This is a genomic window from Williamsia sp. DF01-3 (assembly GCF_023051145.1).
GTDB lineage: Bacteria > Actinomycetota > Actinomycetes > Mycobacteriales > Mycobacteriaceae > Williamsia.
Genome location: NZ_JALKFS010000005.1, coordinates 4,205,745 through 4,220,419 on the forward strand (window position 1 = coordinate 4,205,745; position 14,675 = coordinate 4,220,419).

Below are 14,675 nucleotides of genomic sequence, written 5' to 3' on the forward strand. Positions count from 1 at the left end.
CAAAGACGTTCATCCCCGTCTCATCCTGCGGCTCTCCGACCGGATGCCCGATCAGCTCAAGGACCAACGATGGCTCCCATCCCGACCACTCATCTCACGGACTCCCGGGCAGGAGATGGACCACCGGCACGCCGGCGAGTGTGTTTCACCATGAACCTGCGACCGGAGCGCGTGGACGACTACCTCGCGGCGCACGAGCACGTCTGGCCCGAGATGCTCGACGCCCTGCGCACCGCCGGCTGGCACAACTACTCACTTTTCCTGCGACGCGACGACGGACTGGTCGTCGGCTACCTCGAGACCGACGACTTCGACCGTGCAATGGCCGAGATGGACGCGACTGATGTCAACGCCCGCTGGCAGTCCTCGATGGCCGAGTACTTCACCGACCCCGCCGGCCGCGGACCCGATCAGACGCTCGAACGACTCACCGACTACTTCCACCTCGACTGAGGGGAGATCCCTGCCCAACCCGCCGCGGCAGCGCCTCATGGCCGTCCGCCAGATCGCATCAACCAATTACCCTGCACAAGACTCACCCCACGAGGAGTACCCATGAAACTGGGGGCCAAGAAGACCACGGGATGGAAAGCAACCATCTCCGTGGCCATGTCCAACTACATCGAGGCCGGCTCGATCATCGCGATCGCCACGAGTCTCGGATTCTGGCAAGACGAGTTCGGGATCAGCAACTTCGCGGTCGGCCTTCTCGCCGCGCTGAGCGCCAACGCCTTTGGTGCGGCCGTCGGCGCAGCAATCGGCGGGCCACTGTGTGACCGGTACGGCCGCAAGGCGATCTACACCTACGACCTGCTGCTGTACATGGTCGGTGTGCTCATCGCCGCGTTCGCGATGAACTTCACCATGCTGCTCCTGGCGTTCGTCGTGACCGGCCTGGCGGTCGGTGCTGGAGTCCCGGCATCGTGGACGTACATCGCCGAACAGGCACCCTCGGGGGCGCGGGCCCGCCATGTGGGAACAGCACAGTTGGCGTGGTCCGTCGGGCCACTGATCGGCTTCGCCCTGGCCGCCGCACTGGCGCCGCTGGAGTTGCTCGGTTCGCGGTTGATCTTCCTGCATCTGTTTGTGGTCGCGGCCATCGTCTGGTGGATCCGGCAAGGCCTCGTCGAATCGAAGATCTGGACCGAAGAGGGCCATGACACCGCCACAGACCAGGCACAGCGCGTCAGCGGTGGCAACGGTCTGCGCGGACTGTTCTCGCGCAAGAAGAACATCACCGCACTGCTCGTCCTGATCGGCATCTACGGGTTCTGGAACACCGTGGCGGGCCAGGCAGGCATCTTCATGCCCCGGGTGTACGAGACCGCGGGCCTCGACAGCGAGGTGCAGCAGAACCTGCTGCAGGTTCTGGTGTGGGGAATGACCGTTCTGGCAACCTATTTCGGGTTCATGCGTTACGGCGACCGCGTCTCGCAACGCACGCTGTATGTGGCGGCGCCGTCCCCGGCATCATCGGATGGGGCGTGTTGGTGTTGTTCACCGACGGCGGTCTGCCCACGTTGCTCATCTTCGCGATCTGCTGGGGCATCTCGAGCGGTATCGGCGCGCAGGCCTTCTACAGCCTCTGGGCCAGCGAGTTGTTCGCCACCCCGTACCGCGCGAGTGCACAAGGCTTCATGTTCTTCGTGGTCCGCACGGCGACCGGGGCACTGAGTTACTTCTTCCCCACCCTGCTCGCTGCCGTCGGACTGGCCTGGGTCGGCCTGTTGCTCGTGACCCTGCTGACCGTCGCCCTCATCATCGGTGCGATCGCCGCCCCGAACACCCGCGGCAAGACACTGCAGCAGATCGAGGTCGAGCGTTACGGCGAACCCCTCAGCCCGGAACTGGCGACCGCATCGAACGTGGTTGCGGATCATCCCGTCCCGTCCGAGAACGTTGACCGACCGGCGCCCGCCTCGGTACCCACGGGTGGGGGTCTGTAGCAATGGCATCACCTTCACATGCCAGTATTGAAACGTTTCAACCACCCGACGATCGCAAGGACTCCACACCGATGACAGCTGTGAACGCACCCGGGTCCCTCCTGGAGAACCTCGCAATCGAGTTGCCGTCCTGGGCATTCGGGAACTCCGGGACCCGCTTCAAGGTCTTCGGTACGCCGGGCACGCCTCGCACCGTCGAGGAGAAGATCGCCGACGCCGCCGTCGTCAACCGCCTCACCGGGTTGGCACCCTCGGTTGCGCTGCACATCCCCTGGGACATGACCGACGACTTCTCGGCGTTGGGACGGTACGCCGCCGACCACGGCGTGCGGCTCGGCACCATCAACTCCAACACCTTCCAGGACGACGACTACAAGTTCGGCAGCCTCACCCACATCGACAAGACCGTGCGCCAGAAGGCAATCGACCACCATCTGCGATGCATCGAGGTGATGAATGAGACCGGGTCGCGGGACCTCAAGATCTGGCTCGCCGACGGCACCAACTACCCCGGGCAGGGCGACATCCGGGCCCGGCAGGATCGCCTCGCCGAATCGCTGGCAACCATCTACCAGCACATCGGTGAGAGTCAGCGACTCGTGCTCGAATACAAGTTCTTCGAGCCGGCGATGTACATGACCGACGTGCCGGACTGGGGTACGTCGTACACGCAGGTCAGTGCTCTCGGCGAGCGAGCGATGGTCTGCCTCGACACCGGGCATCACGCACCCGGCACCAACATCGAGTTCATCGTGGCCCAGTTGCTGCGCCTGGGAAAGCTCGGGTCGTTCGATTTCAACTCGCGTTTCTACGCAGACGACGACCTGATCGTCGGGGCTGCTGACCCGTTCCAGTTGTTCCGCATCATGTGCGAGGTGATCCGCGGCGGCGGTCTCGACGCCGACTCCCCGGTGGCCCTCATGCTCGACCAATGCCACAACGTCGAAGAGAAGATCCCCGGGCAGATCCGCTCCGTGCTCAACGTGCAGGAGATGACAGCAAGAGCTCTGCTCGTCGACACCGACGCAATGGCCGCCGCACAAGAAGCGGGAGATGTGTTGGGTGCCAACGGAATCGTGATGGATGCGTTCTACACGGACGTGAGGCCGATGCTGGCCCAGTGGCGCACCGAACGTGGACTGCCCGCCGATCCGATGGCCGCGTTCGCGGCGTCGGGATACCGAGAACAGATGGCGACCGAGCGGGCCTCGGGCACCCAGTCGTCCTGGAACGCATGAGCTCACCGAAGGGAACTCCAATGACCGACAAAGCAGCCACAACCCAGGCACTCCCGAATACCAACCCCACCGTCAGCGCGCTGATCGAGCGGTCCAACCGACTCGGTTCCGACCCCAAGAACACCAACTATGCCGGCGGCAACACCTCTGCCAAAGGCACCGACATCGACCCGGTCACCGGCGCCGACGTCGACTTGATGTGGGTCAAGGGATCCGGCGGAGACCTCGGCACACTGACCGAGAAGGGCCTGGCCGTTCTGCGCCTGGATCGGCTCCGGTCCTTGGTCGACGTGTACCCCGGTGTCGAGCGCGAAGACGAGATGGTCGCGGCGTTCGACTACACGCTGCACGGGCGCGGTGGCGCAGCGCCGTCGATCGACACCGCCATGCACGGTCTCGTCGACGCCGCCCATGTCGACCACCTGCATCCTGACTCCGGGATCGCCATCGCCACCGCTGCGGACGGTGAGGCCATCACCAAGCAGATCTACGGCGACCGGGTGATCTGGATCCCGTGGCAGCGACCGGGTTTTCAGCTCGGTCTCGACATCGCCGAACACAAGCGCCGCAATCCGCAGGCCATCGGGACCATCCTCGGTGGACACGGCATCACAGCGTGGGGTGAGACGTCCGAAGAAGCCGAGGCGAACTCACTGGAGATCATCAGGGCGGCCGAAGAGTACATCGCCCGCAACGGGCGACCGCAGCCTTTCGGCCCGGCGCTGCGTGGGTTCGGGCCGCTGCCCGACGACGAGAGGCGGGCCAAGGCGGCGGCACTGGCGCCGACACTGCGCGGTCTGGTGAGCACCGACAATCCTCAGGTCGGTCACTTCACGGACACCGATCCCGTCCTCGAATTCCTCTCTGCCGCAGAGCATCCGCAGCTGGCAGCCCTCGGCACCTCCTGCCCCGATCACTTCCTGCGCACCAAGGTGAAGCCGATGGTGCTCGATCTGCCTGCCGACGCATCCGTGGACGACTGCATCGCCCGACTGAAGGAGCTCCACGCCGCGTACCGCAAGGACTACACGGCCTACTACGAGCGGCACGCCACCCCCGGCTCCCCCGCCATGCGCGGTGCCGATCCGGCGATCGTGCTGATCCCCGGGGTCGGGATGTTCAGCTACGGAAAGGACAAACAGACCGCGCGGGTTGCCGCTGAGTTCTACCTCAACGCCATCAACGTGATGCGCGGCGCCGAGGCCATCTCGCACTACCGCCCCATCGACGAGGCCGAGAAGTTCCGGATCGAATACTGGGCCCTGGAAGAGGCCAAACTGGCCCGGATGCCGAAACCGAAGCCACTGGCGACGCGCATCGCGCTTGTCACCGGGGCAGCTTCGGGTATCGGCAAGGCCATCGCGCAGCGCCTGGCCGCCGAGGGTGCCTGCGTGGTGATCGCCGATCTCGACGCCGACAAGGCACAGGCAGCCGCCGAGGAGATCGGCTCGCCCGACGTGGCAATCGGCATCCGTGCCGACGTCACCGACGAAGAGCAGGTGCAAGCAGCGGTCGACGCGTGCGTGCTGGCCTTCGGAGGTATCGACCTGGTGGTGAACAATGCCGGCCTTTCATTGTCGAAGTCGTTGCTGGACACCACTAGTGCAGACTGGGACCTGCAGCACAACGTGATGGCCCGTGGCTCCTTCCTGGTGTCGAAGGCGGCAGCCAAGGCCCTCATCGAGCAGCAGATGGGCGGCGACATCCTCTACATCTCGTCGAAGAACTCGGTGTTCGCCGGCCCGAACAACATCGCCTACTCGGCGACCAAGGCCGACCAGGCACATCAGGTTCGCCTGCTCGCGGCAGAGCTCGGAGAACACGGCGTGAAGGTGAACGGCATCAACCCCGATGGCGTTGTGCGCGGCTCGGGAATCTTCGCCGGTGGATGGGGCGCCAAACGTGCTGCGGTGTACGGAGTGCCGGAGGAAGAGCTCGGTGAGTTCTACGCGCAGCGCACCCTGCTCAAACGTGAAGTGCTGCCGGAGAACATCGCCAACGCGGCGTTTGTCCTGTGCAGCGCGGACATGTCGCACACGACCGGCCTGCACGTGCCGGTCGACGCCGGTGTGGCGGCGGCTTTCCTGCGATGACGAGGTCAGGGCCGACACGGCAGCTGGTGGCGGTGGATCTCGGCGCCACCAGCGGCCGGGTCATGCTCGCCGAGGTCGGTGGCGGACAGCTACGCATCGAGCAACTCACCCGCTTCGCAAACGGGCCCCTACCGATCTGGGACGGGACCCGGACGGGCCTGCACTGGGATGTGCCCGGGCTCTTTGCGCACATCCGAGAGGGGCTGGCACTGGCCGCGAGGCGGGCGCCCGACCTGACGGGTATCGGGATCGACTCGTGGGCGGTGGACTACGGATTGCTCCGCGACGGACGCCTGCTCGGTCTGCCCTACCACTACCGCGACGACCGATCGTCCGTCGGCACCGAGATCGTGCACAACGCCGTGTCGCCGGAGATCCTCTACTCGCGCAACGGCCTTCAGTTCCTGCCGTTCAACACCGTGTACCAGTTGGCCGCGGAGAAGGCGTGCGGCACCCTGGAGTTGGCCGACCACGCACTGCTCATCCCCGACCTCATCGGATACTGGCTGACCGGTCAGATGCGCACCGAGCGCACAAACGCCTCGACAACCGGACTGCTCGACATCTACGGGGACTGGGACGACGACCTGATGTCGACACTGGGCTTCCCGACAGACCTGTTCGGTCCGCTGATCGAGCCCGGTTGCGAACTCGGGCAGGTGTTGCCGTCGGTCGGTTCGAGTCTGGGTGTGCCAGGGGGTGTGACAGTGAACGCGGTCGCATCCCACGACACCGCATCGGCCGTCGCCGCTGTACCGATGAATTCCGACAATGCCGCCTACATCTCCTGCGGCACGTGGGGCCTGGTCGGTGTGGAACTGGCGCACCGGGTGGTGGATCAGGCCGCCCGCTCGGCGAACTTCACCAATGAGGTCGGTGCCGATGGCCGTATCCGCTTCCTGCGCAACGTCATGGGTTTGTGGTTGCTCAGCGAATCGGTACGGCAATGGGAACGCGAGGGCACCGTGATCGACCTCCCCGACCTGATCGACGGGGCCACCTTCGCCCGACCTCCGGCCCAGGTCTTCGACACCGACGCCGACGAGTTCCTGACCCCTGGCGACATGCCTTCGCGCATCTCGAGGTGGTACACCCAGCGGGGCCTACCGGCCCCGAACGGGCATGCCGAGATGGTGCGCGCCATCTTGGAGAGTCTGGCCGCCGCTTTTGCCGAACGCGTGCAACAGGCCGCGCAGCTGTCGGCGACCGAGGTACGCACCGTGCACATGGTCGGCGGCGGTGCTCAGAACCGCCTCCTGTGCCAGCTGACCGCCGACCGGCTCGGTCTGCCGGTGCTCGCCGGCCCGGTGGAGGCCACCGCCATCGGCAACGTACTGATCTCAGCCCGCACACAACAACTGATCGGCGCCGATCTCACCGCTGCTCGCGCGATGGTCGCGGCGGCCTTCCCCCACAGCAGTATGATCCGCGACCAGCGGCTCTGAGAAAGGCATGACGATGAAGCGGCAGATTCCCAAGCCCCACGACCTCGCCCCCTTGATGCAGTTCAAGAAGCCCGAGTTCAACGGCAAGAAGCGACGTCTCGAGGCCGCCCTGACCATCGAGGACTTGCGCACCATCGCCAAACGCCGGACCCCGCGCGCGGCGTTCGACTACACGGACGGGTCGGCCGAGGCAGAGCTGTCCATCGCCCGCGCCCGTCAGGCCTTCGCCGACATCGAGTTCCATCCGGCGATCCTTCGAGACGTGTCCAAGGTCTCCACCGGCTGGGACGTGCTGGGCGGCCCGGTGCAGCTGCCGTTCGGTATCGCACCCACCGGCTTCACCCGGATGATGCAGACCGAAGGCGAGATCGCCGGTGCCCACGCCGCCGCGCGTGCAGGCATCCCGTTCTCGCTGTCCACCATGGGAACTGCATCCATCGAGGATGTGAAGGCCGCGAACCCGCTCGGCCGCAACTGGTTCCAGCTCTACATGTGGAAGGAACGCGAGCGGTCGATGGCGCTTGTCGACCGCGCAGCCAAGGCCGGGTACGACACCCTGCTGGTGACCGTGGACGTACCGGTCGCCGGGGCCCGACTGCGGGACAAGCGCAACGGGATGTCGATACCCCCGGCCCTGACGCCAGGAACCGTCATCAACGCATTGCCCCGCCCCCAATGGTGGATCGACTTCCTGACCACCGAACCGCTGGCCTTCGCGTCGCTGGACCGCTGGTCGGGGACGGTCGCGGAACTGCTGGACACGATGTTCGACCCCACGGTCACCTTCGACGACCTTGCCTGGATCCGCGCCCAGTGGCCCGGCAAGCTGGTGGTCAAAGGCATCCAGACGGTGGCCGACGCCAAGGCCGTCGTCGACCTCGGGGTGGACGGGCTGGTGCTGTCCAATCACGGCGGCAGGCAACTCGATCGGGCCCCGATCCCGTTCCACCTGTTGCCCCACGTCGCAGCCGAGCTGGGCCGCGACACCGAGATCATCCTCGACACCGGCATCATGTCGGGCGCGGACATCGTGGCGGCGGTTGCGCTCGGAGCCCGGTTCACCCTCATCGGCCGGGCCTACCTGTACGGCTTGATGGCGGGCGGCGAGGCCGGCGTCAACCGCGCCGTCGACATCCTCGCCGAGCAGATCGAACGCACCATGCGACTGCTCGGAGTCACCTGTCTCGAAGAGCTCAATCCCGGGCACGTCACCCAACTCGTCCGGCTCGCCCCGATGCCCGCACACGCCCCGTCGCCGGAGACGACCCGATAGCCTTTCGGACAGATACCCGTTCGACCGATCACCCGGTCTGCGGTCCCTGCGTGGCGTCGAGAGGAGCGTGCGGCGGTGGCAGTGAGCGTTCGCGACGTCGCCGCTGCGGCAGAGGTGTCCGTCGGGACGGTCTCCAACGTCCTCAACGCACCGGAGAAGGTTGCCCCCACCACCGTCGAACGGGTCCATCGAGCCATCGCCGACCTCGGATTCGTCCGCAACGATGCGGCCCGTCAGCTCAAGGCGGGCCGGTCACGGTGTGTCGGGCTGATCGTCCTCGACGTCGGTAACCCCTTCTTCACCGACCTGGCGCGGGCGGCCGAACGCAGGGCCGCCGAGAACCGGCTCACGGTACTCCTCGGGACCTCGGACGATGACCCGGCACGAGAACGCGCATACGTCGAAACCTTTGACGAACAGCGCGTTTACGGTGTCCTGGTCTCCCCCGTCGGAGACGACCTGAGCCGTCTCGCCGAGCTCCACCGACGCGGGACCCCCGTGGTCCTGGTGGACCGTCGTGGCGAGGGGAGCCCATTTTCGTCGGTGGCAGTCGACGATGTCGCCGGGGGCAGACTCGCCTGCGAACATCTCTGCGCCATCGGTCGCCGGCGCATCGCCTTCATCGGCGGACCGGCAAATCTTCACCAGGTCGCCGACCGGTTACGCGGTGCACGCAAGGCGGTTGCCGAGGTCCAGGACGCCGAGCTCGAGGTCATCACGACGGGCGCCCTGAGCGTGCTCGCGGGCCGCGCTGCCGGCGAGGGCATCGGTTCGCGACCGGCTGCCGACCGTCCCGACGCCATCTTCTGCGCCAACGACCTGCTGGCCATCGGCGTACTGCAAGCACTGACGATGCTCGGAGACGTGTCGGTTCCCGGAGACATCGCGCTGATCGGGTACGACGACATCGACTTCGCACAGTCAGCCGTCGTTCCCCTCTCGTCGATCCGTCAGCCCAGCGGTCAGCTCGGGACTCACGCGGTGGACCTGCTGCTCGCCGAGACGGACAGGGCTCCGGGCGCCGGTCCCGAGCACATTCTCTTCCAGCCGGAACTGGTCGCCCGCGCCTCCACCGTGGGCGCGACATCGAGCGATCAGCCCATCGACATCTGACACCGCTGGCGCACGCCCCGCAATCGTGAAACACTCGTTGTCAGATGTGAACGGGGTCACAAGGAGGCAGCGCGTGCACGAAGAGAAGACCACCTATTGCCGGATCTGCGAACCGCTCTGCGGGATGATCGCCACCGTCGAGGACGGGAAACTGCTATCGCTGCGGCCGGACAAGCAGAACCCGTTGTCCAAGGGCTTCGCCTGCCCCAAAGGCATCGCCTTCACGGAGATCGTCAACGACCCCGACCGCGTTCTGCACCCCCTGCGCAAGAACGAGTTCGGCGAGTTCGAAAAGGTCTCCTGGGACACCGCGATGTCCGACATCACCTCTCGCCTCGGCGCGATCCACCGCCGTGACGGTGCCGGCAGCATCGGATGGTATTTCGGCAATCCGGCAACATTCTCCACCGGCCACACACTCTGGGTGGCCAACTTCACGACGCTGCTGGGCACACCACACGTCTACTCGGCCGGGTCGCAAGACGTCAACAACCGATTCGTGGCAAGTCACTTCCTCTACGGCACCCCGGTTGCCGCACCCATTCCCGACATCAACCGGGTGCAGTTCCTGGTGATCATCGGCGCCAATCCCGTTGTCTCCCACGGCAGTGTGATGAGTTCACCGCGTATCCGGGAAAGCCTGCAGGCCATCACGAACCGCGGTGGACGCGTGCTGGTGATCGACCCTCGCCGCACCGAGACCGCCCGCGAGTTCGAATGGCAGCCGATCGTCCCGGATACCGACGCGCTGCTGCTCCTGTCGCTCCTGCACGTCATGTTCGCCGAGAAGCTCGCCGACGAGGATCAGCTGGCCGAGCAATCCACCGGTATCGAGTCGATCAAAGAACTGGCCGCCGGTTTCGCTCCCGAGGTGACCGCCGATCGCACGGGCATCGATCCCCACACCGTGCGCGATTTGGCCCGCACGCTGGTGGTCACCGACCGCGCCGCGATCTACGGCCGGATCGGGACGTCGCTGGGTCGCGCAGGCACCCTCACCACCGCGTTGCTCGACATCGTCAACCTCGTCGCCGGCAACCTCGACGTCGCCGGCGGATCGATGTTCGGCGATCTGGGCATCCCCGGACAACGCCTGGGAGTGGCAGCGCTGCAACATGTCTCGCGGTTCGCGTGGAACGGCCGGCGCAGCAGGGTCGGCGATCTGCCGCAGGTTCTGGGCACCGCTCCGGCCTCGGTGATGGCCAAGGAGATGCTCACCCCGGGCAGAGGACAACTCAAGGCCCTGTTCGTGAGCGCCGGCAATCCGGTTCTGTCGGTGCCCAACGGCGACGAACTCTCCAAGGCGCTCGGCGACCTGGAGTTGATGGTGTCCCTCGACTTCTATCAGAACGAGACCAACGCTCACGCCGACTACATCCTGCCCACCACCACGATGTACGAGCGCTCCGACTTCCTCCTCCCCTTCCAGGCCCTGTTCACCACGCCCTTCAAACAGGCCACCGAAGCCGTCATCCCGCCTCGCGGGGAAGCGCGCGAGGAATGGGAGATCATCAACGAGCTCGTGGCGTCGCTTGCCAAACAGGCACCGCTGTTGGGCGGGCTGCACCTGTTCAACAAGTTCGCCGGTCTGGTCGGCAAGCCGTGGACCCCTACGAGGCTCTCCGATCTGGTGGTGCGCATCGGGATCGGCGGTGACCGTTTCGGTCTTCGCCGCGGTGGCCTCACCTTCGAGAAGCTGATCAACAAGTTCCCGCACGGCAAGATAGTCGCCGACAATCTCGAGCCCGGTCAGCTGCGCAAGATCGTCACCCATCGAGCGCGCAAGATCCGGTTGGACGCGCCCGAGTTGCTCGCCGAGATCGACCGCCTCGAGCGTGATACCGACCCCGGCTACCCTTTACGGCTCATCGGCATGCGCGAGATCCGTTCGGAGAACAGCTGGCAACACAACGCCCCGATGTTGTTGCGCGGCGGCAGGACTCATGCGGCCCGCATGCACCCCACCGATGCCGCCGACCGAGGAATCGCGGAGGGCGAGCTGATCAGTGTCGCGTCGCGGCACGGTCAGATCGCGCTTCCGGTGACGCTGACGGACGACATCAAACAGGGCGTCGTCGCCATCCCACACGGCTGGGGCCACAACGGGAACGGCGGGTGGACCAGAGCGAACGACGCCGCGAGCAACGACCTCGGCACCGGCGGGGTCAACGTCAACAAGCTCATCTCCTCGGACCCCAAGGATCTCGAGCGCCTGGCAGGGATGGCCAACATGACCGGCGTGCCGATCCAGGTTGCCGCCCTCGACCGCACGTCCGACTCCATCCGCGACCGGCTGAGCGCGTCATCGGACATGGTCGCCTCCGGCGAGTAGGTCCGGGTACCCGCTAAGTTGGCCGGGTGAGAGCACTTCTGCAGAGGGTCACCGAAGCGTCGGTCGAGGTCGAAGGTGAGGTGGTCGGCCGGATCGAACCCGGCGATGGTCGCCATGGCCTGGTCGCGCTCATCGGGGTGACGCACACCGATGGCGCCGACGAAGCCAGGACCCTCGCCGACAAGATCTGGCGGCTCCGGATTCTCGAAGGAGAGAAGTCAGCTGCCGACCTCGGCGCACCGATTCTCGTGATCAGTCAGTTCACCCTGTACGCCAACACCACCAAAGGACGTCGGCCGTCCTGGAATGCGGCAGCGCCGGGTTCGGTGGCAGAACCACTCGTGGACGAGGTGGTCGCAGCGCTGCGGTCGTCGGGTGCCGAAGTGGCGACCGGCCGGTTCGGGGCGCACATGCAGGTCAACCTGGTCAACGACGGCCCGGTGACCATCATGTTGGAGGTCTGAGACCCGATTTTGGTGGGTTCCGGTGAACCTGACCTGCAGGTTTACCCACCCGAACCCACCACTATGGGATTACGGGCGGACGGTGAGGATGCGAGGACCGTCGGAGGTGACCACAACGGTGTGCTCCCAATGCGAGGCACGGGTGCCGTCGTTGGTGATGACGGTCCAACCGTCGTCGAGCACGGTGGTTTCCACCGTGCCGAGGGTGAGCATGGGCTCGATCGCGAGCGTGGATCCGATCACCAGCTGCGGGCCCCGGCCCGCCTTGCCCTCATTCGGCAGGAACGGGTCCAGATGCATCTCGCGTCCGATGCCGTGGCCGCCGTATCCGTCCACGATGCCGAAGGTCCGGCCGTAGGTCTTCTCCGCAGCACGCGTGGCTGTCTCGATCGCGTGCGAGATGTCGGTGAGTCGGCCGCCGTCGACCATCGCGGCAATACCTGCCTCCATGGCCAGCCGGGTCGCGTCGTTGAGGTCCTGATCGGCCGCCGACAGGTCACCGACCCCGAAGGTCCACGCGGAGTCACCGTGCCAGCCGTCGAGAATCGCTCCACAGTCGATGGACACCAGGTCGTGCTCGGCGAGCACCACGTCCTTGGACGGGATGCCGTGCACCACAACATCGTTGACCGACGAACAGATGGAGCCCGTGAACCCGTGGTAGCCGAGAAACGATGGGACGGCCCCGGCCTCGCGGATCACCGACTCGGCGACCTCGTCCAGTTCCAGGGTGGAGACACCTGCCTTGGCGGCTTCGCGTACGGCAACCAGCGCGCGGCCGACAACCTCACCGGCAGCGGCCATGGCGTCCACCTCGCCCGCCGAACGGAACGGAACGGGCTTGGGTTTACGAAACCCCATCAGAACCTACAACTCTCAGATGTTCAGGCGCCGATGGCCCGCAACACGCGCTGGTGAACCTCGTTGACGTCACCCATGGCGTCGATGGTCTTGACCGTGTCGGCGTAGTACTCGAGCAGCGGCGCCGTCTCCGTGAGGTAGACCTGCATGCGGTTGCGGATCACTTCTTCGGTGTCGTCCGCACGTCCGCGAGCCAGCATCCGCTTGACCACAACATCTTCGTCGACGCCGAACGACAGCACCGCATCGAGCTTGGTGTCGAGCTCATCGAGGATGTGTGTGAGCGCATCGGCCTGGTCGGTCGATCGGGGGAAACCGTCGAGGATGAATCCCTTGGCGGCATCCGGCTCGGCAACGCGAGCGCGAACCATGTCGATCGTGATCTCTGACGGCACCAGATTGCCGGCATCGAGGTACTTCTTCGCTTCGAGCCCGATCGGAGTGCCCTGCGAGATGTTGGCGCGGAACAGGTCTCCGGTGGAGATGTGCGGGATTCCCAGGCTTTCCGAGATGAGTTCCGCCTGCGTACCCTTGCCGGCGCCGGGCGGGCCGAGAATCACCAGTCTCACTTGAGAAACCCTTCATACTTGCGCTGCATGAGCTGCGAATTGACCTGTTTGACGGTGTCCAACCCGACGCCGACCATGATCAGCACCGCGGTGCCGCCAAACGGGATGTTCTGCACCGATCCCGAATTGCCGATCTCGAGGAAGAGGTTGGGCAACACGGCGATGGTGCCGAGATAGATGGAGCCGGGCAGAGTGATCCGGCTCAACACGTAGCCGAGGTAGTCCGCCGTGGGCTGGCCCGGGCGGATGCCCGGGATGAAGCCGCCGTACTTCTTCATCTCGTCCGCACGCTCTTGTGGGTTGAACGTGATCGCCACATAGAAGTACGTGAAGAAGATGATCATCAAGAAGTAGACGAGGATGTAGACCGGATTGCTCGGGTCCACCAGATACGTCTGGATCTGACGCTGCCACCACGAGGGTTCCTCGGTGGAACTCTGCGTCAGCTGGAGGATCAGGTTCGGCAGGTACAGCAAGGACGACGCGAAGATGACGGGGATGACGCCGGCCTGGTTCACCTTCAACGGGAGGTAGGTGGACGAACCGCCGTACATCTTGCGGCCGACCATCCGCTTGGCATATTGCACCGGGATACGGCGCTGACCCTGTTCGATGAACACCACGCCGGCGACGATGGCCAGTGCGGCCAGCAGCACCAGGAAGAAGACCAGGCCACCACGGGTGTCGAGGATGGTCTTGCCCTCGGACGGGATGCGGGCGGCGATACCGGCGAAGATCATCAGCGACATACCGTTGCCGATGCCACGCTCGGTGATCAATTCACCGAACCACATCACCACGAGCGCGCCCGCAGTCATCACGAGGACGATGATGAACAGCCCGAAGATCGACTGATCCCGCAGGATCTGATCACCGTTCTCACACTCGGGCAGCAGATCGCCACGGTCGGCGAGAGCGACGATGCCGGTGGACTGCAACAAGGCCAGGGCGAGCGTCAGATACCGCGTGTACTGCGTCATCTTCGCCTGGCCGGACTGGCCCTCTTTACGCAGCTGCTCGAAACGTGGGATCACCACGGTCAACAGCTGAACGATGATGCTGGCGGTGATGAACGGCATGATGCCGATGGCGAACACCGACAACTGGAGCAGGGCTCCACCGGAGAACATGTTGATCAGGGAGTAGATGCCGGCCGAGTCGCCCTGAGACGCCGCGTCCAGACACTGCTGAACCTGCTTGTAATCCACGCCGGGCGACGGAATGGTCGCGCCGAGCCGATAAAGAACGATGATTCCCAGTACGAAGAGAATCTTCCGCCTCAGGTCGGGTGTCCTGAAGGCCGATATGACGGCGGAACGCACTAACTCCTCCTGGGCAATG

General features: G+C 65.3%; 11 protein-coding genes and 1 pseudogene. 9 read left to right on the forward strand and 3 right to left on the reverse strand.

Annotated elements, in window-relative coordinates:
* The first annotated feature begins 69 nt into the window (after positions 1–69).
* The 9 genes and pseudogenes from MVA47_RS21975 (at position 70) to dtd (ending at position 11,904) form a co-directional block, all read left to right on the forward strand.
* A complete protein-coding gene (locus MVA47_RS21975) occupies positions 70–453 on the forward strand; it encodes an L-rhamnose mutarotase (RefSeq protein ID WP_281504845.1) in 384 nt (127 codons plus the stop codon).
* A 102-nt stretch (positions 454–555) separates the two neighbouring features.
* A pseudogene (locus MVA47_RS21980) lies at positions 556–1,946 on the forward strand (MFS transporter).
* Positions 1,947–2,017: 71 nt separating this feature from the next.
* Positions 2,018–3,184 (forward strand): L-rhamnose isomerase, encoded by a 1,167-nt coding sequence (rhaI, locus tag MVA47_RS21985; RefSeq protein WP_247209868.1) that lies wholly within the window; start codon positions 2,018–2,020, stop codon positions 3,182–3,184.
* 20 nt (positions 3,185–3,204) lie between these two features.
* Positions 3,205–5,277 carry a bifunctional aldolase/short-chain dehydrogenase gene (locus tag MVA47_RS21990; protein ID WP_247209869.1) on the forward strand — a complete coding sequence of 691 codons (2,073 nt, stop codon included), beginning with the start codon at positions 3,205–3,207 and terminating at the stop codon, positions 5,275–5,277.
* Positions 5,274–6,722, forward strand: a complete 1,449-nt coding sequence (locus MVA47_RS21995; RefSeq protein WP_247209870.1) for a rhamnulokinase family protein — start codon at positions 5,274–5,276, stop codon at positions 6,720–6,722. Before MVA47_RS21990 ends, MVA47_RS21995 begins: the two co-directional genes overlap by 4 nt.
* A gap of 13 nt (positions 6,723–6,735) precedes the next feature.
* The gene (locus MVA47_RS22000) at positions 6,736–7,995 is read left to right on the forward strand and encodes an alpha-hydroxy acid oxidase (RefSeq protein ID WP_281504846.1); all 1,260 of its coding nucleotides are present in this window, start codon (positions 6,736–6,738) and stop codon (positions 7,993–7,995) included.
* 75 nt (positions 7,996–8,070) lie between these two features.
* Positions 8,071–9,108: a LacI family DNA-binding transcriptional regulator gene (locus tag MVA47_RS22005; protein ID WP_247209872.1), complete on the forward strand. Its 1,038-nt coding sequence runs from the start codon at positions 8,071–8,073 to the stop codon at positions 9,106–9,108.
* 73 nt (positions 9,109–9,181) lie between these two features.
* Entirely contained in the window at positions 9,182–11,440 is a 2,259-nt protein-coding gene (locus tag MVA47_RS22010; RefSeq protein ID WP_247209873.1) for a molybdopterin-dependent oxidoreductase, read from the forward strand.
* Between the two features lie 26 nt (positions 11,441–11,466).
* Positions 11,467–11,904 (forward strand): D-aminoacyl-tRNA deacylase, encoded by a 438-nt coding sequence (gene dtd / locus MVA47_RS22015; protein WP_247209874.1) that lies wholly within the window; start codon positions 11,467–11,469, stop codon positions 11,902–11,904.
* A gap of 69 nt (positions 11,905–11,973) precedes the next feature.
* On the opposite strand, the gene map is transcribed toward dtd, so the two are convergent.
* From map to secY, 3 genes are read right to left on the reverse strand one after another with little or no spacing between them, the layout of a single operon-like run.
* Positions 11,974–12,765 (reverse strand): type I methionyl aminopeptidase, encoded by a 792-nt coding sequence (gene map, locus MVA47_RS22020; protein ID WP_247209875.1) that lies wholly within the window; start codon positions 12,763–12,765, stop codon positions 11,974–11,976.
* 23 nt (positions 12,766–12,788) lie between these two features.
* The gene (locus tag MVA47_RS22025) at positions 12,789–13,334 is read right to left on the reverse strand and encodes an adenylate kinase (RefSeq protein WP_023955945.1); all 546 of its coding nucleotides are present in this window, start codon (positions 13,332–13,334) and stop codon (positions 12,789–12,791) included.
* Positions 13,331–14,656 (reverse strand): preprotein translocase subunit SecY, encoded by a 1,326-nt coding sequence (secY, locus tag MVA47_RS22030; RefSeq protein ID WP_247209876.1) that lies wholly within the window; start codon positions 14,654–14,656, stop codon positions 13,331–13,333. The genes MVA47_RS22025 and secY overlap by 4 nt, the downstream gene beginning before the upstream one ends.
* Between the last annotated feature and the right edge of the window lie 19 nt (positions 14,657–14,675).

Excerpts from the sequence above, each read along its gene's own strand:
- MVA47_RS21975 (WP_281504845.1), top strand. The coding sequence starts at position 70 with ATGGCTCCCATCCCGACCACTCATCTCACGGACTCCCGGGCAGGAGAT.
- rhaI (WP_247209868.1), top strand. The coding sequence starts at position 2,018 with ATGACAGCTGTGAACGCACCCGGGTCCCTCCTGGAGAACCTCGCAATC.
- MVA47_RS21990 (WP_247209869.1), top strand. The coding sequence starts at position 3,205 with ATGACCGACAAAGCAGCCACAACCCAGGCACTCCCGAATACCAACCCC.
- MVA47_RS21995 (WP_247209870.1), top strand. The coding sequence starts at position 5,274 with ATGACGAGGTCAGGGCCGACACGGCAGCTGGTGGCGGTGGATCTCGGC.
- MVA47_RS22000 (WP_281504846.1), top strand. The coding sequence starts at position 6,736 with ATGAAGCGGCAGATTCCCAAGCCCCACGACCTCGCCCCCTTGATGCAG.
- map (WP_247209875.1), bottom strand. The coding sequence starts at position 12,765 with ATGGGGTTTCGTAAACCCAAGCCCGTTCCGTTCCGTTCGGCGGGCGAG.